This window comes from Vibrio sp. Isolate24 (genome assembly GCF_022398215.1).
GTDB classification, from domain to species: Bacteria; Pseudomonadota; Gammaproteobacteria; order Enterobacterales; family Vibrionaceae; genus Vibrio; species Vibrio coralliilyticus_A.
Genome location: NZ_JAKEUU010000001.1, coordinates 1221056 through 1242230 on the forward strand (window position 1 = coordinate 1221056; position 21175 = coordinate 1242230).

15 protein-coding genes are annotated in these 21175 nt (G+C 45.0%); 5 read left to right on the forward strand and 10 right to left on the reverse strand.

Translation table 11 applies throughout. The features are described 5' to 3' along the window. Positions 1 to 4: 4 nt before the first annotated feature. The 6 genes from L1D23_RS05295 to L1D23_RS05320 form a co-directional block, all read right to left on the reverse strand. Positions 5 to 1198 (reverse strand): DUF3103 domain-containing protein, encoded by a 1194-nt coding sequence (locus L1D23_RS05295; protein WP_239864668.1) that lies wholly within the window; start codon positions 1196 to 1198, stop codon positions 5 to 7. Positions 1199 to 1457: 259 nt separating this feature from the next. Then, a complete protein-coding gene (locus L1D23_RS05300; protein ID WP_239864669.1) occupies positions 1458 to 3875 on the reverse strand; it encodes a M9 family metallopeptidase in 2418 nt (805 codons plus the stop codon). A gap of 155 nt (positions 3876 to 4030) precedes the next feature. Then, positions 4031 to 4975, reverse strand: a complete 945-nt coding sequence (locus tag L1D23_RS05305) for a chromosome segregation ATPase (RefSeq protein ID WP_239864671.1) — start codon at positions 4973 to 4975, stop codon at positions 4031 to 4033. After that, positions 4975 to 6300 carry a sphingomyelin phosphodiesterase gene (locus L1D23_RS05310; protein ID WP_239864672.1) on the reverse strand — a complete coding sequence of 442 codons (1326 nt, stop codon included), beginning with the start codon at positions 6298 to 6300 and terminating at the stop codon, positions 4975 to 4977. The genes L1D23_RS05305 and L1D23_RS05310 overlap by 1 nt, the downstream gene beginning before the upstream one ends. Positions 6301 to 6545: 245 nt before the next feature. Beyond that, positions 6546 to 9017, reverse strand: a complete 2472-nt coding sequence (locus L1D23_RS05315; RefSeq protein WP_239864673.1) for a collagenase — start codon at positions 9015 to 9017, stop codon at positions 6546 to 6548. Positions 9018 to 9332: 315 nt separating this feature from the next. Continuing rightward, positions 9333 to 10676 (reverse strand): DEAD/DEAH box helicase, encoded by a 1344-nt coding sequence (locus L1D23_RS05320; protein WP_239865406.1) that lies wholly within the window; start codon positions 10674 to 10676, stop codon positions 9333 to 9335. Between the two features lie 344 nt (positions 10677 to 11020). Here L1D23_RS05320 and L1D23_RS05325 point away from each other — a divergent pair, with 344 nt between their 5' ends. Further along, complete coding sequence (locus L1D23_RS05325) at positions 11021 to 11269, forward strand: Lpp/OprI family alanine-zipper lipoprotein (protein ID WP_239835573.1); 249 nt, start codon at positions 11021 to 11023, stop codon at positions 11267 to 11269. 55 nt (positions 11270 to 11324) lie between these two features. On the opposite strand, the gene L1D23_RS05330 is transcribed toward L1D23_RS05325, so the two are convergent. Genes L1D23_RS05330 through L1D23_RS05345 form a run of 4 tightly spaced genes read right to left on the reverse strand, consistent with a single transcriptional unit; the run spans position 11325 to position 15404 of the window. Next, positions 11325 to 12245: a L,D-transpeptidase family protein gene (locus tag L1D23_RS05330; RefSeq protein WP_239864674.1), complete on the reverse strand. Its 921-nt coding sequence runs from the start codon at positions 12243 to 12245 to the stop codon at positions 11325 to 11327. 1 nt (position 12246) lies between these two features. After that, complete coding sequence (phrB, locus tag L1D23_RS05335) at positions 12247 to 13662, reverse strand: deoxyribodipyrimidine photo-lyase (protein WP_239864675.1); 1416 nt, start codon at positions 13660 to 13662, stop codon at positions 12247 to 12249. Between the two features lie 4 nt (positions 13663 to 13666). Then, entirely contained in the window at positions 13667 to 14452 is a 786-nt protein-coding gene (locus L1D23_RS05340) for a MerR family transcriptional regulator (RefSeq protein ID WP_239864676.1), read from the reverse strand. Between the two features lies 1 nt (position 14453). Further along, a complete protein-coding gene (locus tag L1D23_RS05345; RefSeq protein WP_239864677.1) occupies positions 14454 to 15404 on the reverse strand; it encodes a DUF523 and DUF1722 domain-containing protein in 951 nt (316 codons plus the stop codon). 350 nt (positions 15405 to 15754) lie between these two features. On the opposite strand from L1D23_RS05345, the gene deoD reads away from it, so the two are divergent. The 4 genes from deoD to L1D23_RS05365 all read left to right on the forward strand — a co-directional run bounded on the left by deoD (position 15755) and on the right by L1D23_RS05365 (position 21174). Then, complete coding sequence (gene deoD, locus L1D23_RS05350) at positions 15755 to 16465, forward strand: purine-nucleoside phosphorylase (protein WP_006960227.1); 711 nt, start codon at positions 15755 to 15757, stop codon at positions 16463 to 16465. A gap of 63 nt (positions 16466 to 16528) precedes the next feature. Continuing rightward, positions 16529 to 17998 carry a lactate dehydrogenase gene (locus L1D23_RS05355; protein ID WP_239864678.1) on the forward strand — a complete coding sequence of 490 codons (1470 nt, stop codon included), beginning with the start codon at positions 16529 to 16531 and terminating at the stop codon, positions 17996 to 17998. A gap of 127 nt (positions 17999 to 18125) precedes the next feature. Further along, the gene (locus tag L1D23_RS05360) at positions 18126 to 19610 is read left to right on the forward strand and encodes a hypothetical protein (protein WP_239864680.1); all 1485 of its coding nucleotides are present in this window, start codon (positions 18126 to 18128) and stop codon (positions 19608 to 19610) included. Further along, positions 19594 to 21174, forward strand: coding sequence for a GGDEF domain-containing protein (locus tag L1D23_RS05365; protein WP_239864682.1), 1581 nt, complete (start codon positions 19594 to 19596; stop codon positions 21172 to 21174). The genes L1D23_RS05360 and L1D23_RS05365 overlap by 17 nt, the downstream gene beginning before the upstream one ends. Position 21175: the final 1 nt, after the last annotated feature.

The window sequence follows — 21175 nt, forward strand, 5'->3', positions numbered from 1 at the left end:
TCAATTATTCCGTCGGTGAAATGGTCACTGGTTTGAAGGTGGCGATGGCATTACCACCAGCCCCAGGACGATCAACATATGTTGTATTCTGCATCAAGGTGTAATAAACATCGACATAGTCATCATCGTTGGTTAGTAAGCCATCAGGAATCACATCGATGATCTTACCAGTAATCTGAGCAATAATGGCGTAGCCTTGAACTTCTGGATCTGGGATCATTTTCAGAATTTCTTCTGCCGCTTTCACCAACAATTTAGCAAGCTCTTTATAGTCAGTGCCGTCATCTTGTTCCATCAGAATCATATCAACAGCACCCCAACGATAGCGCGGCCAAAGGATCATAGTCTGCCCTGGATAATAGTCTTGACCATCGTAATCAAGGTAAGGCATTTCGACTAAATCAATTTCTGGCTCAACGCGACTTGGATCGACACCAGTAATAATGGCGTAGACTTCAGCTTTGCCTGAAATCCAAGGCTCTTGGTCGTCATTCAAACGAATTTTAGTCAACTGAGTGGTATTAAGAGGCTCAACATCAGCAGCCATGGCCGAGCGGCTCATTTTGCTCATCTTTGTTACGGGCTTAGGTGCTACATCATTGGTTGTGAGCTCGGTATCCTGACCTAAACGCTTCATCTCAGCTTGCATGGCCATCAAGCCAGCACGCAGCTCTTCTGCACCATTACTGTCCACAACCAGTACAGGCACATCAGGCATCTCATAGACGTCCAACTCATGAACTTGGCCATAAACATCATACGCTTCGATATATTGCCAATTAGAGTCATCACCCGATGGCTCGAATGCAAACAGTGGGCTTTGACCATCTTTCCAGTTTTTCACCATAGAAGCATCCGCAATGCGTAGCTCCATTATTGAGTCGCTGTACTCACTAATCCCTTTCATTGCACGATAACTGCGATCCGCTTTTTGCATTTTCTGGCTAAACGCAGAGTATGGCTGAGCAGACTGTAGTTTATTCAAAGGTGCAGAGAGATGCTCTTCACTAATCTGCGACTTGATTGAAGATTCAAGATCCGCATAGCGAGCACTGATTTGTAGTGCGATAGATTGTTTCTGTTGTGCAATAGCCTCAGCCTTGGATTGAGCATCTGTTGTGTCTACAGTCTGCGCATTCGACTGGAAGCCAACCACTGCCGTCGCAAGCATCATGCTGATAGATAGATTTGGTCTCATAAAAAATGATCCTTATTTTAATTTTTATCATTAATAGAGCATTTGCCCTACCCATAAAAACCTATCATCAATATCAATAAGTGGAAGTAAAACGATTGCATTTTGTTTTATTTTCCAGCTCAAGATCACTTTTTAACCAAATTGTATGATATTTAATCTTATCTAAATTAGAATATCCGAATAGATAATCCAATCAATAAGCAAATTACAATATTATTAACTAAAAGAGCACCTTAGGTGCTCTTTTTGTACTCTCAAACTAATAAGTGGCGTACAACTCCACCTCTCCTCCTTGTTGATCAGCACTCAACGTAAAGTGGACATAGCCCGCTTGATCCACCTCAAACTCGACAAACTCACGGCTCCTACTCTGCTGACTCGCTGTATCAAAGTTGTCTCTTGTCGCCCAAGTATGTTTGCCAACGAATACATCCACGTTGCTCTGACTTTCATCTACAGGGTTTACCCAAAGCCTCACTGTAGCTGGTCTCTCAACATACATACCCACATAACGTGTCTTATTCACCTTTACTCGCAGGGTTTCATTCGCTGACATCAGTTTTGGCGTCAGGTCATCTTGCTCAACGGTAGGGGATTGAGTGGCTGTTTTGCTTGTCACCCTGACAGATCCAAATGATTCGCGGGCTGTTAAGCTGAAATAGTAGCGACCCGGCGTAATGTACCCGTTTGGCTGAGGTTCAATCTCGATTGACTCTTCACTTCCTCGCTGAAAGTCCGAAAGCTGGTACTCATAATAGTGCGCAACACTCTGGTAACTTGCATATAGATCAGCGTCCCCATCACCTTCAATCGAAACGGAGAATTCTGTCACTTCCGCAGGGATATCGATGTAAAACAGATGCTCCTCGTAGGCGTTAGCGCTAAAGATCTGCGAATGGTTGGCGGCAAAACTCACTATTTCTACCGTGTCTTGTGACGATTGTTCTTTCTCACCGTCATCGTTGTGCGAGTCAGAATCGGTAGATGAGACTGCTTCTAGCCACAATTCAAACTCGTCATTGAACTCAACCCCCAAACGCTTGGCCTGTTCGCTCCAAGTCGCGTAGTCTCCTCTCCTTGCAGACTCTAATAAACGTGTCATGTATTGAGGATGCTCTTCCAACATAAATCGAACCCCGAGATAGCCCCAGCGGTAGATGCGGTTTACGTCATCTTTATAGGTGGTTTCAATGACTTCGCTGAAAGACAGTGGCTGATGTTCAATCAAATCTACCGCCGCTTGGTAACCTTCTCGGTAATGCATATACTCTGCGAATCCTTCCAGCCACCAGACCATACGACCACGGCTTAAAGTGTCACTAAAATCACCATAGAGGTTAAAACGACCATCTAAATAGTGAACGTATTCATGCTCAAGGTTTAGGATGGCAAGCTCATCACCGGAGTCGTAGCGATAGGCTAAAAAGCGAGCCACATTTTCAGGTTTGGATGGATCACCCTCTAGGTATTGCCCTCCATTGTCTGTGCTGTTACCGAACAGAAAATTAGAGTAGGTGACGTAAGCATCGTTGTCCTTCCAGACCACCACTTCGACATTATCATTATGATCATCATTGACCGGAACCCAACCAGAGTTCACCACCTGATGAAAATCGGCTTCAACCGCTGACAGAACGTCACACGCCTGTTCAGATTGTTGCTCTGATAAGTTTTGCGAACGAATGATCGCGGCACCCTGACATTCATAACGGTAAGGAAGAAGGCTAAGCTCAAGCTGCGATTTACTTTGTTCAAGCTTTAGTTTTTTGCCTTCCTCTGGCGCATAAAACAAGATCATCTCCGCAGCCGCAATCCATAAGCGTTCGCCTTCACTGCCGATCGCATTACGTTCTAGCGTACGTTTCATAAACGCCATCACCTGGTTACGTAGCTTCTCATCTCTACTCGCCAATAGTCGGCCAGATTCACGTACCGCATTGTAGATAAGAAATTCAGCGTCTGTGCCCAGTGCCCAGCGATTCTGATCAACAAACCGTTCCAGCCTCACCAGATAGTCAGGGTGAACCGCGACATCCGCATAAAAATAGTCTCTCGCCACGTGACCACTCATCGCTCTGAACAAATTGTTTAATCCATCCACATACTGTAACTGTTGGCTATTTTGACGGTTGAAGCTTTCAAGCAGGTCCAACATGGCAGGCATTGCGGTAGGCAATTGTTTCACGCTATCGACCATTATGCTCATCGCAGACATTGCACGTACCTGTTCGCGCCCCAGCGCTTGAGCATATTGGCTGCTTAGGAATTGAGCTGAGATTTGAGCCAAATCACGACTCAACTCTTCAGAATAATAGCCATAGCTTGATTGGGTTGAGTAACGCGCAAAGTACGCGGCTTTAATAAATTCGCTAAGGTTGGCAATTCGCTTAGCCTGCTGCTCATCCCCATCATACTGCGTCACTTCTTCAAGCAACTCGCGCTGTACTTGTCTGATTGACGTTTCGCTGTAGATGCCCGTCGCTGCTTCTTCAGGTGCATTGAACCATGAATGATAACACGACGACTCGGCGAGTTTGATTTGTGTCACCCAGTCAGAAGAGCGCGAAAGTAACTCATACTCACACTCCGAGGCAGATAAGGCATTGAAACTGATGCCAGCTAATAATAAAGCGTTGGCAATTTTCTTGGGAATAAACAAACGTTGATTATGCTTCATACGCAACACCACACTTATTGTAATGATTAGGAGCTGCGTTATATCAACTATCTATAAATCACATAAGACCGATTGATAAGCAATTTAGAGGCTGGTTCCGATAATGCGTTAGATTAAATCTTCGCAAACGATTAAATAAAACACTTATTTAACAACTAGTTATAGTTAAAAAAGTTAATACGAAAATCGCTAATCTGCTGCTCAACGTACTGCTGCCATTCAAGATCAGACATTGCTGACCCCGCCGTCGACCGTTGCTGGTCGAGTGATTGTTTAAGTTCCAATAACTGGCTTTGATAGTTTGAGACTTGTATCTCCTGACTGGTGACTTGCTGCTCTCGTTGAGCAATGGCAGCCGACTGTTCAGCATTGAGGTACTTAGCGGCAAGTTGTGCTTTTGCTTGCTCCTTTTGCTGCTGCGTAAACGTGCTTGGTATTAGACTTACGCCTTTTTCATAACGTGCAGCACCACTATCTAAAGACAGCGATTCTTCGTGATGTTGCCATTGATTTAGCAATGCTTCATAGCTTTCAACATAGCTCACAGCGTTATCAGTCGCTAAATCCTGAGATGCCATACTAAAGTCATAGAGGGCATACTCTTCGGCAAACATCACCGCGGCAAGCTCACCCCAGATTAACCACGCCTGATGTTTCATCTCTGCCATTCGATCAGCTAACGAGTGGTATTGATTGAGCTCTAGCTCTCCCATTACCTCTTGCCACTGGGCTTTCAATTGAGGGTAATGAGCAAGGATAAGGTATCTAGCATCTGATAGCTCAGCTTTGAGCAGGCTCAGTGCCTGATCACAATCATTACGCTGTTGGCAATGCCGCCAAAAGGATTCCAATGCTTCAATCCACTCTTTTCCCGAGCTTTGAGCAAGAGGGTTCAACACTTTGCCTTGAGGGGTGCTAACCGTCTTTTCGAACTGGCTTCCACCCACTACCACTGTTCTGGAACGACTCTGGTTAGTAGCGATAGATTGCTCGGAATGCGCCCTTCCCACCCCAACCCCAGAATTGACTACCTCATCCTCTGGCCAGAGAAAGATGCCCGCCACAACGGCGAGCACCAAGAGTAGGTAACGATAAACCATTACTTAATCACCGCTGTCACAGGGAAATGATCGGATAGATTGTAATGCTTCCACAAACGCTCATCAGTGCTGCGCGGAACGTCAACACGGTTGTCGTTGAATGATTTCACCGCGTACTCATCACTTACCATGACATAATCAAGATATTCAACATTCTCGCCACCAGACATGGCTTCGCCTGCAAAATCATTAATACGCGGATCGAAAGTCGATTCCGTATAGCCAGAATATTGCGGTTCAATTGCGCTGAGATTCGCAATCATTTGCTGATAGTCACCTGGGAACTTGCGCTTATTCACATTGAAGTCTCCGCTATAGACAACCGTTTCATTGGGCGGAATGTTAAGTGATGTTGCTAACTCACGAATCTGTTTAAACTGGCGCTGGCGGTAGTCACGAGCAGTATCTGTATCGAATGACGCTGTATGCGTAGCAAACACGTGATAAGCCTTACCACCTTTAATGACTTCTGCGTAGTTAACCCCTTTGTCTGCGAAACAATCTGTGCCGGTACAATCTGGGAAAACATACTGGGCTTGATTGACGATTGGGTAACGACTGACGATAGTGACACCGCCGTCGTGAATGTTGAAGCCATCTTTATCCAGCATTCTAGTCTGATAAGGATACTCTTTCGCCAATTCACGCAGAAACTCTTCTCGGCCACTAGCAAAGACTTCCTGGAGTGCCAATACGTCGTAACCTTTGACATATTCAGGGAGCAAGGCGTAGCGATCACCAATATGTGAAGCAATCACAGGCAGTGCCCAGATGTTGTAAGTCATTAACTTGAGTGTGTTTTCATCTGGATCAACCGCTTCATCGACTTTGGCAGGAGTGATGGTGTAGTAAAGGTCATCATAACGAGCGGTATTCGCAGACTTAAACGCCAACTCCGCTTGTCGCTCACCAAATGCGGCCGTATTAAAGCGGTGTACATTGCGGTCATCTTTTAGAGCCAGTTCAACATCAGATGAAGAGACTCCATATTCAATGGTTGAGTTATACCAATGCCCTTCCATCACTTGGTTTAGTACGACACTTTCACCCACAGGGTTGGAAACGACAGTGTCGAATTGGTATGTCTTGCCCGATTTCACCCCTTCCCAACGATTAAAGCTGAGTACTTGTTTGGTCTCCCATGGCCCAAGCGTTTCTGTGTGTTGTTTCCATTCTTCCCCATATTCAAGTAAATCGGTGCCATCATGGCTCACTTGAATAGTCAGAGACTGGTCCGAATTGTTGGTTAAATATACATCTGTGTCCGCTAAAGCGGGAAGCGCAATCAGAGACGCTAACAAGATATTCCACTGCTTAAGATTCATGTTTTGTTCCTTAGTTTTTATTTGAAGGCTAGAACTTAAAGCAAACAAGTTGCATATTTGTTATAAATATATGACAAGAAAAAAATCACACAGGTTAATGAAAAACTGTGACGACAAGTCTATTTTTTGTTCAATTTAATGTTGGGAATTTAACATTTGACCTAATAGGGCAAGACTGGATTTAATCAGCGAGAAGTCGCTACGAAAAAGCCCAGCAACTGCTGGGCTTTATTCGAAGTCACAACTTACTGACGGCAACCTGCTGTATTGAAATCAACCACCAAAGCTGCATTGCTGAACTCTCCTGAGACTTTCAGGTATCCCCAATAATTCGCCTGACCATTAATGGTGATACATTCTGAATTGCCTGAATTATCAGACCATCCATGAAGATTAGATCCTTCGTCATTTGGCCAGCCGAAGTTGCTGTACTCCAACTTCAGATCACCAATCCCATGCGCCGATGTAATCGACATGGATTGATACTGATTCACCCCTTCAATGCTAAGCCAGATAGGTGATTGAGAAGCCAAACAGACAGGTTCTCCCGCGACCAATCGTCCCCCACTGACTTTTGAACGATCCGCGCAGTCCGTTGGCAGTGAATCATTATCGCCTTGGCTACGAATATTGATCGACGTATTAGTACTAGCGCTTAACCCATCATTATCCGTCACGGTTAAACGGACCGAATAACTCCCCTCACGGCTGTATTGGTGCGTCGGATTGGCCTGTGTACTGGTCGAGCCGTCACCGAATTCCCAGTAGTAGTTTGAGATTTCACCGTCGGAGTCTGAGCTGTCTTTGCTACTGAATGAAATGGCTTCACCTATTTGTCCCTCACTTTTGACTGATATTACTGCGGTTGGTGGCTGTGGATCCGAGCCACCATTAACCAACTCTTGTTGCCATTGTTCAAACTCACTTTGGTAAGCCGTAGACCAACCACTGATAATGGTTTTGTATTGCGACCAGTTGCCTTTTCGCGTTTCCACCAGCATCTGGTTTACGTCATCCATATGGCGCTCAAACATAAAGCGGACAGCCAGATATCCCCAGCGATAGATTCTGTCAACATCAAAGCCGTCGTACGTCGTTTCAAAGACTTCACTGAGTGTGTAGGTGGATCCGTCTTTGATCGTGTCTATGGCTTTCTGATTGTTGTCTTCGTTGGCGATATACTCCGCTACCCCTTCACTCCACCACACAACCTTTTCAGTTGGATGACCAAAATCACCATACATATCAAATCGCCCATCCAAGTAATGGACATACTCATGCTCTAGGTTCCAGACAAAATGATCTGGATTGGCGTATGAAGCTTCATAAGCAATGAAGTTAGGAACATTTCCTGGCTTGGCTGGATCACCCTCGAGATACATACCACCATTATTAGTATCAATCCCGAATATGGGACCAGCATATTTACCATAGTCATCACTACTGTCGAAAATATTGACTTGTAGCTGGGTGTTATGATCATCTTCAACTGGCTGATTACCCGTTTCTAGACGCTGATGGAAATACCCTTCTTCATAGCCCATTTTTTCACAAGCTGCCTGATGCTGAACTTGAGTCATATTCTGGGACAAAATACGAACCGACGGGCCACAAGTATAGCTTTGTGACAGCACTAGAGACTTCAGTTCTGTTTTGAAGTTACATATACCTAGATCGGTACAATCCGAGTAATGTGAAGCAGTGTCCGCCGTTGCCAGCCATACCGCATCGCCAAAGCCATACATTTCATACTGTTCGAAGATCTGCTTCACCTTGGCTTTGACACTCTCCTCAATGGGCGTATTTTGATAACGCGTAAGCCGGCCAAGTTCACGACCAGCGTTCGCAGTCATAAACTCATCATCCCGACCAATGGAGTCTCGGTTCAATGCAAAATTCGACAATGCATTGACTAGATCAGTCTGTTCACCGATTTTAGCTTGGTATTCATCATTCCAAGTTCCTCCAAATAACACAGTAAATACACTGTTGACCGCATTACGCATATACCAATTTTTAGCGTAATCCGAGTTCCAGCGATGTAGCCATTGCGTGACCACGCCAATGTATTCATGTTCAAGGCTGGCACTGTCCATGGTAATAATCACTTCAGCCAGCACCTTACCGTGAGCATCGCTGTTCTCGTAAAAATGACCGTTGGCAACAAACGCATCTACCGCCTCTTTGACAGCAGGACGTACCGAAGAGTTAAAGCTGACTTCATCGTTGTAAAACTCTGCGTAATAGCCTGCACGTAAGTAAAGGAATAATGCTTCCAACTCATCACTTCCTCCACCTTGGTAGTGCTTGGCTAAAGTGGTCGTGTGTTTAGCTACATTGAACATATTGACAGATTCAAATGTCGTCTCCTGAATACGGCTTTCCGCAGAGAACAACTCATTGACGCAGTTGGCACCTTGAGTGGTGATAGTATTAATCAAACTGGTGCTGTTCGATGTAGCAAACGCTTCAACATCACAAGGTATTGTCGCTTTTTCTGCCGTTACCCTATTCAATTTGCTGATTATCGGCTCAGGCTTTTTAGGAGTGAGTTTGGTTGGTGCGTATTCTAGGTGTTGATCCTCTACACCATGATGATGTTCGTGATTGTGTTCTGCATTGTGCTCGACAACCTGCGGTACGGGCGCGCTGATGGCATAGGCATTCGCACTAAGTAATACACTAGCCACTGTCACTGTTATTTTTTTAAGTTCCATCTTATTTTCTTCTGTCTGTCGTTAAGTAGAAGCACTTCACGGTGAAGTACCATGTGCAATCGATAACCGATCGCCACTTACTCTAAACAGAGAAAAATATGCATAGTAAGCAAAATATTAACACTGGATATTCTGGTCTCAGTTTCTAATCTTGCTGGTTTCAAAATCCCATCCTTGATTTTATTTTCAGGAGAGAAAACCATTTTATGCTACTAATTCAGCCACTTTTTTACCGGAAATAGGCTGTCAAATGGATAAAAAAATCCCCAAACCTAGGCTTGGGGATTGTGGTACTAAAGCGACAATCTTATGACGTTACTCATCATCAACTTTTGGCGCGACTTTCTTTTTCGGGATGAAGACCGAATCACCCACAGCCACATTCTGGTAAAAACCTTTATCTCGCTGAACCGGTTTCTTCGTCGCTTTCTTCGTCTGTGGTTTAGCTTTCTTGACCACTTTCTTCTTACCACGGTAATCCGGTTTACGTGGCTTAATGCCTTTAAATTTACCTTTCAAGCCTTCCAGCTCAGAGAAAGTGAGATCTTGTTGCAGATACGCCTCCACCCGTTTAAAGCTGTCCCAGTCTTTAGGGCCCACCAAAGAGACTGCATCACCTTTATTACCAGCACGGCCTGTTCGACCAACACGGTGAACGTATTCTTCAGTGTGCTTAGGCATATCGAAGTTCACCACATGTGTCACATTGGCAATATCCAGACCACGAGAAGCCACGTCCGTTGTTACTAGAATCTTGAACACTGCACGCTCGAACTGACTCATAATGGTGTTACGCTGCGCCTGATTCAAGTTACCACTCAATGCAATAGCTTTAAGCTTCTTCTCGTTGAGTTTTTCCGTCAAACGCTCGGTGTCAACACGAGTTGCCGTAAAGATGATCAACTGCTTATAGTCAGCTTCTTCTAGAATACGCTCAAGAATCGCTTCTTTATGATCAAGATGGTCACATAAGTAGAACTTCTGTGTGATGTCTTTATGCTCTTCGTTCGAAACACCAATTGCAATGCGTTTTGGGGCATCGAGCATTTCAAACGCAATTTCATTCACTTCAGCGTGATCCAACGTTGCGGAGAACATCAGTGTTTGACGGCGACGATGCTTAGCCGCGTTGTGGATACGACGCAGCTCAGGCGCGAAACCAAGATCCAGCATACGGTCAGCTTCATCAAGGATAAGTGTCTCTAAACCATCCAAATGAAGAGAACGGTGATAAAGGTGATCCGCAAGACGTCCCGGTGTAGCAACGATAAATTTCGGGTAACGACGCAGCGCTTTCACCTGATCGTTGAAGTTTTCTCCTCCGACAATCAGAGTCGCGTCATAAGACAAACCACCCAGCATAGAGCGTAGTTCACCGTATACCTGCTTTGCTAACTCACGCGTCGGAGCCAAAATCACACCACGAGGATCTTTTGCAGAAAAAGCTTTGTTCTTTAAAGACTTGTGTAGCATTGGTAGCACAAACGCCAATGTTTTACCTGAACCGGTTTTTGAAGAAGCCAACAGATCTTTACCAGCAATCGACACCGGAATGGCTTGTTGCTGTATTTCTGTCGCCTTCTTGAAGTCAAAATGCTTCAGGTTTTTCAGTAAGCGATTGTCTAGGCCTAAATCTTTAAAGTGCAAAGTATTCTCCAAGTTCAAATGTGCGTTTCAGCCTTGCTCTTGGTTACGGCTTAAACGCGAAAGTGTTCAAAAACGCGCTATGATACCGTGAAAGGTTAGCACTGGATAGAGATCACAGAAAATTATCTGTTTTCACTCCCTTTGCACCCCTCATTGTAGTTAGAACATTGACATTTATACCTCTCACCAGTGAGACATGTATCAACTAATTTGATAATTGCTTAAATTCTTGGGTTTTTTTGACTTTTTTCTGCTTTTTGAAGCCTAGATTTGAGTCTACACTTTATGAACCGTCACTATATGAGCAGAAATGTATAGGGCGTCTTTTTGATACTTTAAATGCAAGGAGTTCTTCTATGAACAAAATGTTGATCGCAGCTGCGGCGTCTTCTGTACTTCTTCTAGCGGGTTGTGCTTCTGGTCCAGACGAAGCATCTTCAGCAAAAATTGACGAGCTAAGCAATCAAGTTAGCCAACTAAGCCAAGATGTACAGGCTCTACAGTCAGAAGTACGTAAATCTGGCGATGCTGCAATGTCTGCTCAAGAAGAAGCGGCACGAGCTAATGAGCGTATCGACAACATTGCTCAGTCTTACACCAAGTAATTCTGTCAATTTTCGATCAGAAAGGGCCTGCAATTGCAGGCCCTTTCTATTCGTTTTAAAGCGATTGATGAATGTAGGAATCACTTGGTGACACCACCTCTACCGGTACTCCGTTTTGCGCCAGAATCGCGGCTCTTGCTTTCGCATCAGACAAATCAAACTCTTCTAACCACCATCTGAGCTCCTGAGGAATCGTCAAATCTTTTTTGCTACCATCGCTGCGCGTTAGCGGTTCATGCGCTTCAAGAAACACACTCCGGTCGGGTTCGAGTGCAATCTTTACTGGCTCATTAATCACCCGCACTTTTTCGCCAAGTTTCACTTTTGGAAATAGCCAATCAATATCCTTAGGATCCATACGAATACATCCTGAGCTCACACGCAAGCCAATACCAAAATCTTTGTTGGTACCATGAATCAGATAATCTCCAACACCGTAAGCAAGACGCATTGCGTATTCACCAAGAGGATTATCAGGCCCAGCGGGTACAACTGGCGGCAACTCTATCCCTTTTTCAAGATACTCCTTACGAATAGAAGCTGGCGGCGTCCATGTCGGGTTCGGTCTTTTTTGACTGATGCTGGTGACCATTTCAGGTGTATCACGCCCAACTCGACCAATACCTACAGGAAAAATATGGACCAAGTTTTTCTCTGGTTGGAAGTAGTACAAACGAAGTTCAGCAAGATTAATGACAATACCTTCCCTTGGAACCTGAGGAAGGATAATCTGGGTTGGGATCGTCAACACGTAATCTTCAGCGGGAAGAAAAGGGTCAACACCCTTATTCGCTGCCATTAGGGTCAGAAAGCCGACATCATACTGCTTAGCAATATCAGCTAAGTTTTCACCACTTTCGACTTGGTGATATTGCGTCCGTCCGACCATATTACTCCCCTCTGGAGGCAGTTCATAGGTTGCGGCAAATAGTGAAGCACTGAAGCAGCAACAGAGAGAGAGTAGTGTTCGCAACATTCTAAGCGTCCTTCGCTTCCTTGTAGAGCCGTAAGGTTACTTCTCTTTCCACCTTGTGATCAACTATTGGCGACGGATATGACAAGCTTCTTACACCGCTCCATTTCCAAGGTTGATGAATATGTTTGTCTGGTACCTGAGCCAATTCAGGTATCCACTGACGAACGAACTCTCCGTTTGGATCGAATCGTTCTCCCTGAGTAATGGGGTTGAAAATGCGAAAGTAAGGCTGTCCATCACAGCCCGTTGAAGCACACCACTGCCAACCACCATTATTTGCCGCATAATCACCATCGACAAGCTTATTCATGAAGTAGCGCTCCCCAACTCGCCAATCCACATGAAGATCTTTCGTCAAAAAGCTCGCGACTATCATTCTAAGCCGATTATGCATCCACCCACTCTGATTGAGCTGCCTCATTGCAGCATCGACGATCGGAAACCCCGTCTCCCCCAGCTTCCAGGCTTCAACCTGCTGTGGTTTATTGTGCCATACCAAGCGTTCCCCCCAGTCCACAAAAGATCTACCTTTACTTAACTTCGGTTCGAAGTAGATCAGATGTTGATAGAACTCACGCCATATCAACTCACTTTGCCAGACTTCTCTACCTTGGCTAAGAGGAGGAGTCTGGCCAAACATCAAACGCGCCATACACTGACGAATGGACAAAGCACCAATGGCTAGATAGGGTGAAAGCTGACTGGTTCCTGAAACTGCTGGAAAGTCACGATTACGTGCATAACCTTCAATAGTTTGGCTATCAAAGTCTCGCAGCTTTTGAATGATTGATTGTGTATCAACGACATATTGGTCACTCGGCTCTCTTGAGTAACTGAATTTAACATCATCATTAAGCAAAAGAGAGCCTAATTGTTCAGGTAGTTCACTCGAAGTGACTGCCTTGGGTTGACGAACGTGAAACGAGCAAGCATCAAGCTTTGCAAGACAGGCCTTCTTAAATGGTGTGAAGACTTTGAAGTAGCTGCCTTGTTTGTTTACCACGCTACCAGGGGTAAATAGGCACTTATCATCGCTGGACTCAAGTTGAATTCCGGCATGACTCAAACAAGATTCAAGCTTAGCATCACGTTGCTGTTCATTAACCTCATATTCTTTATTCACATAGACTCGGTTAGCCCCCAGTAAAGTAGCAACCTCAGCCACACATTGAGCGCTCTTCGTATATGTTTCAACCTGCTGATAAAGCAGTGGGATATGCAAAGATTCGAGATCTTGCTTTAATGCCTGTAAGCGGCGATAGATCAAGTCGGCCTGAATAGGTGCCAAACCATGATCCTGCCATGTTTCTGGCGTGGCAACATAAATACAGACAACCGGTCCACCCATCTCAACGGCGTTGATCAATGCAGTATTATCTTCGACTCTTAGATCACGCCTTAGCCACACAAGATTCATGACTTTACCCCTTAAGTCGCTGAAGCAATTCTGAAAGCACCAACTCACCTGAAACAGAGCCTTCCAGTTGTTTAATGGCAGACAATTGCGACTCACTCACCGCACGCGCACTGTATATCGCCAGTGCTGAGAATTCATCTAGGCATGGGTGATCGATTAAGCCAGACAAATCTTCAACGTCGTCGATCAAGGTGACTTTATATCCCTTCTCCACCAGTGAAAGTGCCATCAGACGAGAACCAATATCCATACTGCCTTGAGCGCAAATAAACAGCGCTTTACCTGAACGTGCCACTTTGTTTTCAGCTTCAATGATAGCGTTGAGTTTGGTTAGCATCAGCGTATGGAATAAACCAAACTGAAGTGAACGCAGACTCTGCCTGACAAGCCCAAGAGCTTGCACTACTGGTTGAATAAACTGGGCTTCTACAACATGGAGTGGATACTCTTTAAGTACCGAATGTATTAAGGTTTCAGCCTTACCTTTGTTGAGGTTGGCCAAAGCGTCCAAAACAGGCTCAACATCCTCTAGTTGAATCTCACTAGCAGATACTTCGGATTCAACCTGCTCTCCTGATTCCAGCAATGCTTTCACCTTACCAATCGACACTCCTTTGCCTAACCAGCCTTGGATCTTATTGATTAGGTCAATGTGTTTCTGAGTATAGAGGCGGTGACCTTTTTCTGTTCTTTCAGGCTCAATCAAACTATAGCGGCGTTGCCAAGCTCTCAGAGTGACTGGTTTTACGCCCGTCAGCTCAGATATTTCTCTTATTGCGTATCTCTTCATCTTATAATCCGTATCTCAAGCGCATTTCCTGAGGGTGTGGCTGCAAAAATTTCTGCTCGGATAAATAAGCATCCGGATAAGCAGCCAAGTAATGTTTAATTAAAGTGATGGGAGCCAAGAGCGGTAACGTGCCTTGACGATATTGGTCAATGACATTGCACAGCTCGGCTTTCTGTTCTTTAGCGAGGTCTCGTTTGAAGTAGCCCTGAAGGTGCATCAAAACATTGGTGTTATTCTTGCGACTTGCTCGGTGAGAGACCGCCTTCATCAAACCAACACGATATTTCTGGTAGAAGGTATCAATATCATAATCTTTGATGTTCGCAACTAAGCGGCCAAGCTCTTTGTAAGATTGAGGGTGGTGCGCCATCAAAGTCAGTTTATAACGTGAGTGAAATGCAACAATTTTACCTGCTGTCGGTTCCCCTTCCATTGAATCGTAGAAATCTCTTAGCGTGTATATACGAGTAATGAAGTTCTCCTTCAGTACAGGGTCATTTAAGCGACCATCTTCTTCCACAGGAAGCCATGGCATCTGTTTCATTAACTCTTGTGTGTATAGGCCGACACCAATATTTTCGGCCCCACCTTTCTTATACACCTTGACTCGCTCCATACCACAAGTCGGTGACTTGGCGCAGACAATGTAGCCACATAGGTCGGTATGACTTAATTCAGCCACTTTACTTTTGGAGTATTCCACCATTTTGTCTGTGTGATCTATAGATGCATCTTTTGTTTCTACTAGAGCAATACGTTCCTGGTCCGAGATCAATCGGATAGTTGGTCTCGGAACAGGCATTCCCATCCCTACCTCGGGGCAAACAGGAACAAACTCGAAAAAGGGAGCAAGTTCTTTAGTAACAAACTTACTGATCTTATGTCCTGAGTCGAAGCGAACTTTTTCACCTAAAACGCAAGAACTAATGCCGACTTTGATTACGTTGCTCATATGATGCTCCAGTATTCTTGTTAATGTGTACAAAAATATCTTTTGTATAAGTTTTAGCACAACATTCCAAAGTTATACAAGAAATAAAAATGTACAATTTAACGAAGTGTTACGTAATTGATCCGTTTTCGGTTCAATTCTGAAGCAATCGTTTTTCCAAATCGATTGCATTAACCCTTTCAACAAAAAACGTTATAGATACTCATATCTATAGTTAAATGGGTAACTTTTGTGACACACTTCTCACGGAGCCTTATCATATCTAGCTAGTATTGCTTCAACAGTTTTTTGAGAATCAACAAAATTAGTAATCAGAACACATAATTACTAATAAACTTGGAGTAACTACTATGGCAACCCCACACATTAACGCTCAACCAGGTGATTTCGCTGAAACAGTTTTAATGCCAGGTGACCCTCTTCGCGCTAAATACATCGCGGAAACCTTCCTAGAAGATGTAAAACAAGTTTGTGATGTTCGTAGCATGTTTGGCTTTACAGGCACTTACAAAGGTCAACGTGTTTCTGTAATGGGCCACGGTATGGGTATCCCATCAGCTTGTATCTACGTTCACGAGTTGATCGCTGAATATGGCGTAAAAAACGTGATTCGTGTGGGTAGCTGTGGTGCAGTACGTGACGACGTTAACCTGATGGACGTTGTCATTGGTATGGGTGCATCCACAGATTCCAAAGTGAACCGTATCCGTTTTAATGATCATGACTTCGCTGCAATTGCTGATTACGGCCTTCTAGAGGAAGCGGTAAACCAAGCACGCGCTCAAGAAGTACCTGTAAAAGTGGGTAACGTATTCTCTGCAGACCTTTTCTACACTCCGGAAGCAGACATCTTTGAGAAGATGGAAAAGCTTGGCATTCTAGGTGTAGATATGGAAGCCGCGGGCATCTACGGTGTCGCTGCGGATCTTGGTGCCAAAGCACTGACTATCCTGACAGTGTCTGACCACATCATTCGTGGTGAAAAGCTGAGCTCTGAAGAGCGTCAAAAATCTTTCAATGACATGATGAAAGTTGCGCTTGAGACAGCCATCAACATCTAATGACCTTTCTTTTGCTGCCAGCGCCTTGGCTCTGGCAGCCCAGATAATCCCGAGGGGGAGATAGTGACAACTGGCAAACTGCCTAAGGAAGCAGACGGGTTACAACTCAACTTTTGTAAAACATTGGCGTGTGACAACTTTGGATTGAGTGATGCACATCGATACGTCGTGCAACATGCTAACCCTAAGCGACCTGCGATGGTTTGTCGGGAGTGCGGTGCTTTCCCCCCCTTACTTAACAATCAGGAAGTGTTAAACGAACTCCATCGTTTAAGACAACTCCACAGTGACGGTCTTCCAGCGTGTCGCAATACCGATTGCGAAAACTTTGGCTTGTCTGTCCATACTCACAAACACCTATATCATGCCTTTGGTTACAGCGGTGACCGTCAACGTTATCGTTGCAAGCTGTGCCAATCGACGTTCGTAGATAAATGGTCAGGTGCCAACAAAAAACTCGCTTTTCAGGAAAACCTCCTCGGTCTGCTCTTTATGGGCTACTCAGTACGTGAAATTTGCCGTAAATTAGAGATCAACCCGAAGACGTTTTACGATCACCTCGATCACATCGCTAGCCGATGCCGCCGCAAACTCGCCATGTTTGATGCTCGTTGGGTAAATCATGCCGAAAAGTATGAGCTCGCCTCTTACTATGTGCCTCTGCAGCCTAAGAGCAACAACGGCGTTTTATGGATCGCAACTGGAGAAGCAAACTCGGGCTATATTCTTTGCCAGCACGTCAACTACTCTAGCAATGAAGAGCCACAAGGGGATATCGACCACGACCCCTATCAAGAAACCGCGCGATTTGTCTCTCGTGATCACTCATCAGAGGCCAGCATTCCTGTGCCGCAGCCTTCACCGATGCTCAGAGAACGTATCGACCAGCAGTATCAAACCATTTTAGCCCGCGGTAATGTCGAGGACCCAATGGGTAACCTGACGGTGTTCAACTACCCATCAAAAGGGGCGCTAATTCGTCCACCTTATACATCTTACGCCCATTTCCTGCACGTTTTGGATCTATGTAACAGCGAGCGTCAGGTTTCTATCTATTTACCTCAGGACCCAGTTTTGCGCTCTGCGGCGCTCAGCGTCTGTCTACCACGTATCCAGCGTCAAAATGTCGACCTTCTGTATGTAGAAGAAGACGCTAACTGGAATGAACAGCATCTGGTTGGCAAAATCGACATTGTTCATATGGGATGGTGGCGAGACCGCTGGGCAATTACCTCTTTTGCCAACTCGTCTAAAGGGATCTGTTATCTAGCAGGCAAGAATAACGAGCCTAAAGAATGGCTTAGCAAAGCAAGTATTCGACAAACTGAGTTCTATCAACAACGATTCCAAACTCTGTTTGAAAGCTTCATCAATGAGCCACGTCGTAAGCTTCGTCCAGGCGGGCTACTGCCTATGTTGGACATTTTTCGAGCATGGCATAATTTGTGCTACCAAGATAAGAGTGGTATGACTGCAGCGCAAAGTCTTGGTTTAACTCAGTCACCTTTGACTCTGCGGGAACTGCTTTCATAATTACTAATATTGTGAAGTACGCCATTAAACCTTAGGCGTATTAATGCTTTTACTAGAGTTGCATCAGCCACTATTTTTATAATACTTTTGAATGAATATTAGAAATGGCTGCTAAGGGGTTGATTCATTGGATAAAAGCCAGCACCTGCTAGACACAGAGATTGAACAGCTCAAAACACGAATTGAAAGCGAGCCTGAGAAGGTTTTAGCTATCGCTGAACAGTGCGCAACGCGCGCCAATCAGATTTTATACCCGGAAGGAGCTGTGCAGTGCCTGATCATCATGTCTCGCTGTGCTTGGAGTCTAATGGATTATCGGCGTGGGCTGAAATACATCAAAGAAGCTCACAGCAAACTCAACTCTTTAGACACTGACGATTTTCTTCCTGAGATCCTTCATATCCACGCACTCCATTTTTGGGGGCAGGCTAAGTACTATTCCGCCCAGCAGTTCTGGATCAATGCATTAGAGCAATCTGCACTAGTCGATGAAATCGAAATCCAAATTGAATCCTTAATTGGGCTCGGAAACGTCTGGCGTATCACCCATGAGTACCAGCTTGCAAGAACCACTCATGAGCTGGCTGTGACCGTGGCCAATAACACCCGCATAGGTTGGCTGGAAGGTAAAGCCAGGATTCTCCTCGCCTGGGATCTTTACTTACTCAACAATTATGTGGAGATGCTGACGGTACTTGATGGCGCAACCGAGGCACTCAAAGGCCACGATGACAAAACTTGGCAAGCCGAAATGTGGGACTTCCGAGGGCTAGCTCTGCTAGGCCTTGAAAGAATAGAAGATGCAGAAGTGGCAACAGGAAAAGCACAAGCCCTCGCCGAAAAGCATGACCTCGTGTGGATGAAAGCCCATTCCTATATCAGCCAAGCAAGATTGGAGCTTTTGAGAAAGCGACCTGACGAAGCCGCAAAGCTATTGGTCCAGGCTGAGCGTTCTGCGGCTTCTTTCGATAATGGTGAGTTACTGTCACAAATCTGCTTTCAACAATCCCGCGTAGCTGAAGAGCAAGGTGACTTTGAAACCGCACTACGAGCTTTTCAAAAATATCGTAAATATTCAATAGACATGCTCAGAGAGCAAACGGCTCGCGTCAGCAACGATAAAGCTCGGGCATCAAAACGCCAGCTTGAGCAACGAGCTCGCAAACTCATTAACCGCATCCGAGGTCAACACGAGTACGATCCTGAGAAACACCTCAATCAAATGGTGTCTGAGATTTACTGGTGGGAACAATTGGTGTTGTTTAAAACGGAACTTAAACGATCCAATCATGCTGTTGTGATCATTCAACACAATGATCCTGAGTATCTTGAAGTGTGTGCTGAACTGGCACACTCACTTTGTACTCATCGAGATTTGCTCTCTCGACTAAGCAGCGATCGCTTAGGTATCCTACTGTCAGAAAAAGACGACGCTGCACTGCAGGTATTCCACGTGTTGGCACAAATGATTGAAATCTATCCATGGCACCGCAAAGGCCTGAATAAGTCACTACCAAAAGTTGTTTTTCAGGACATCCTGACATTCCCGTTTACCCTAGAACAATTAGAAGAAAGCCAACCACTGGAAATACAGAATGGAAACATTGCTTAATAAAATCTCCGAATCGGGTTTAGATGCTTCTTCTGTGTCTGGGGAAGAAGCGATCATTTTCTGGAATCATATTCGCCAGCATATTGCGACAACGCCGCAGGAAAAAGCACAAAGCCTGATCATCAGTGCTGAATATCGCAATGAACTTAAGCAGCCGAAGACCAGTATTGAAGAGTTAAGAAGTGCATTGGAACACCTCTCTTTACCTAATGATGCTGAATTGATCCTTGAGGTGAAAAATAGCTTGGCCGATAGGCTGGTTGAAAGTGGCGACTACTCGGGCGCACTTCAAGAATACATTACCTCTTCGACCATTGCGGTAGACACCAGTCATATTGATGCCTACGTATTAGCGGTATTGGGTATGGGCAACCTTTGTGATGCGTATGGCGACCATAACCGTGCCCTACGCTATTACCAGAAAATCGACAGCATTGACCATGCCATTTCCAGCCGGTCGCTGCGACTACGTTATAAGCTGTACATGTTGGCGTGTTATATTGAGCTTAACCGAACTTCCGCAGCACAAGATTTACTCAAAGAATGTTCTGAACTCGCCATTTTAGTCAGCGATAAAGTGTTGGCTGGGCAGATTTTGCTTTATCAGGCCAAGCTATTTCGTCGTCTGGGTAAACATGAACAAGCCATTGAATCTTTGGGCAATGTTCAATACACCGCAGGGAACATCCACTCTATTTGGCTATCGAACATGATTCGTCTTGAATTGGCACACAGCCTCAACGAGTCAAACAAGCCGCACCTCGCAAATTGGGTATTAGAAAGAGCTCAGAAGAAAATAAGGCGCTACGCCTCTCCTGTGCTGAATCTAAAATTAAATACTGCTCTCGGTGATATCTACGAGCAGCAAGGTGACTTTCAACAAGCTCTGGCCTGCCAAAAGAGGGCTTTTCGTATCGAAAGTGACTTAATGAAACAAATTCCCATTGGTGAGCTTGGTGCTGCCCAGTTACGTCGATTGTCACGATTTGAACTGCAGCTTAAGTTGATACTATCAGAGCTTGAAAACCGAGAACTCAAGGAAACAACTGAAAACCAAAAACATACCGTAGCTAAGCTCCAGCAAGACGTGTTTACCGACCCACTGACCAGTCTACACAACCGGCGCTGGCTCGATGTAAAACTCAAAGATCTGCTGTTACATGATGTGCCTTTTGCTTTGATGGTGATTGATATTGACCATTTTAAATCGATTAACGACGAGCTCAGCCATCTGGTGGGCGATAAAGCCATCGTCAATGTTTCCCATGAACTGGCCACCTACTTCAAGTTCAGAGGTGCATCGAGTGTCCGGTTCGGTGGTGAAGAGTTTTTAGTGATTCTTGAGCGTACGACTCTAGAGCAAGCAACAATGCATGCGGAGAACTACCGAGAACGCATTTTCAAATTTGGCTGGCAGAATATTCTTGGTGAGCGTGGACTTACCGTGAGTATTGGTATTACGCTTCACCGCGAAGGTGAAAATACTCAGCGTACCTTCTATCGCGCAGATAAAGCCCTCTACCGGGCGAAAGCGAATGGTCGTAATCAAGTGTGCACTGAGTAAA

Coding starts and splice junctions, on each gene's coding strand:
- L1D23_RS05295 (WP_239864668.1), bottom strand. CDS start 1,198: ATGAGACCAAATCTATCTATCAGCATGATGCTTGCGACGGCAGTGGTT.
- L1D23_RS05300 (WP_239864669.1), bottom strand. CDS start 3,875: ATGAAGCATAATCAACGTTTGTTTATTCCCAAGAAAATTGCCAACGCT.
- L1D23_RS05305 (WP_239864671.1), bottom strand. CDS start 4,975: ATGGTTTATCGTTACCTACTCTTGGTGCTCGCCGTTGTGGCGGGCATC.
- L1D23_RS05310 (WP_239864672.1), bottom strand. CDS start 6,300: ATGAATCTTAAGCAGTGGAATATCTTGTTAGCGTCTCTGATTGCGCTT.
- L1D23_RS05315 (WP_239864673.1), bottom strand. CDS start 9,017: ATGGAACTTAAAAAAATAACAGTGACAGTGGCTAGTGTATTACTTAGT.
- L1D23_RS05325 (WP_239835573.1), top strand. CDS start 11,021: ATGAACAAAATGTTGATCGCAGCTGCGGCGTCTTCTGTACTTCTTCTA.
- L1D23_RS05330 (WP_239864674.1), bottom strand. CDS start 12,245: ATGTTGCGAACACTACTCTCTCTCTGTTGCTGCTTCAGTGCTTCACTA.
- phrB (WP_239864675.1), bottom strand. CDS start 13,662: ATGAATCTTGTGTGGCTAAGGCGTGATCTAAGAGTCGAAGATAATACT.
- L1D23_RS05340 (WP_239864676.1), bottom strand. CDS start 14,452: ATGAAGAGATACGCAATAAGAGAAATATCTGAGCTGACGGGCGTAAAA.
- L1D23_RS05345 (WP_239864677.1), bottom strand. CDS start 15,404: ATGAGCAACGTAATCAAAGTCGGCATTAGTTCTTGCGTTTTAGGTGAA.
- deoD (WP_006960227.1), top strand. CDS start 15,755: ATGGCAACCCCACACATTAACGCTCAACCAGGTGATTTCGCTGAAACA.
- L1D23_RS05365 (WP_239864682.1), top strand. CDS start 19,594: ATGGAAACATTGCTTAATAAAATCTCCGAATCGGGTTTAGATGCTTCT.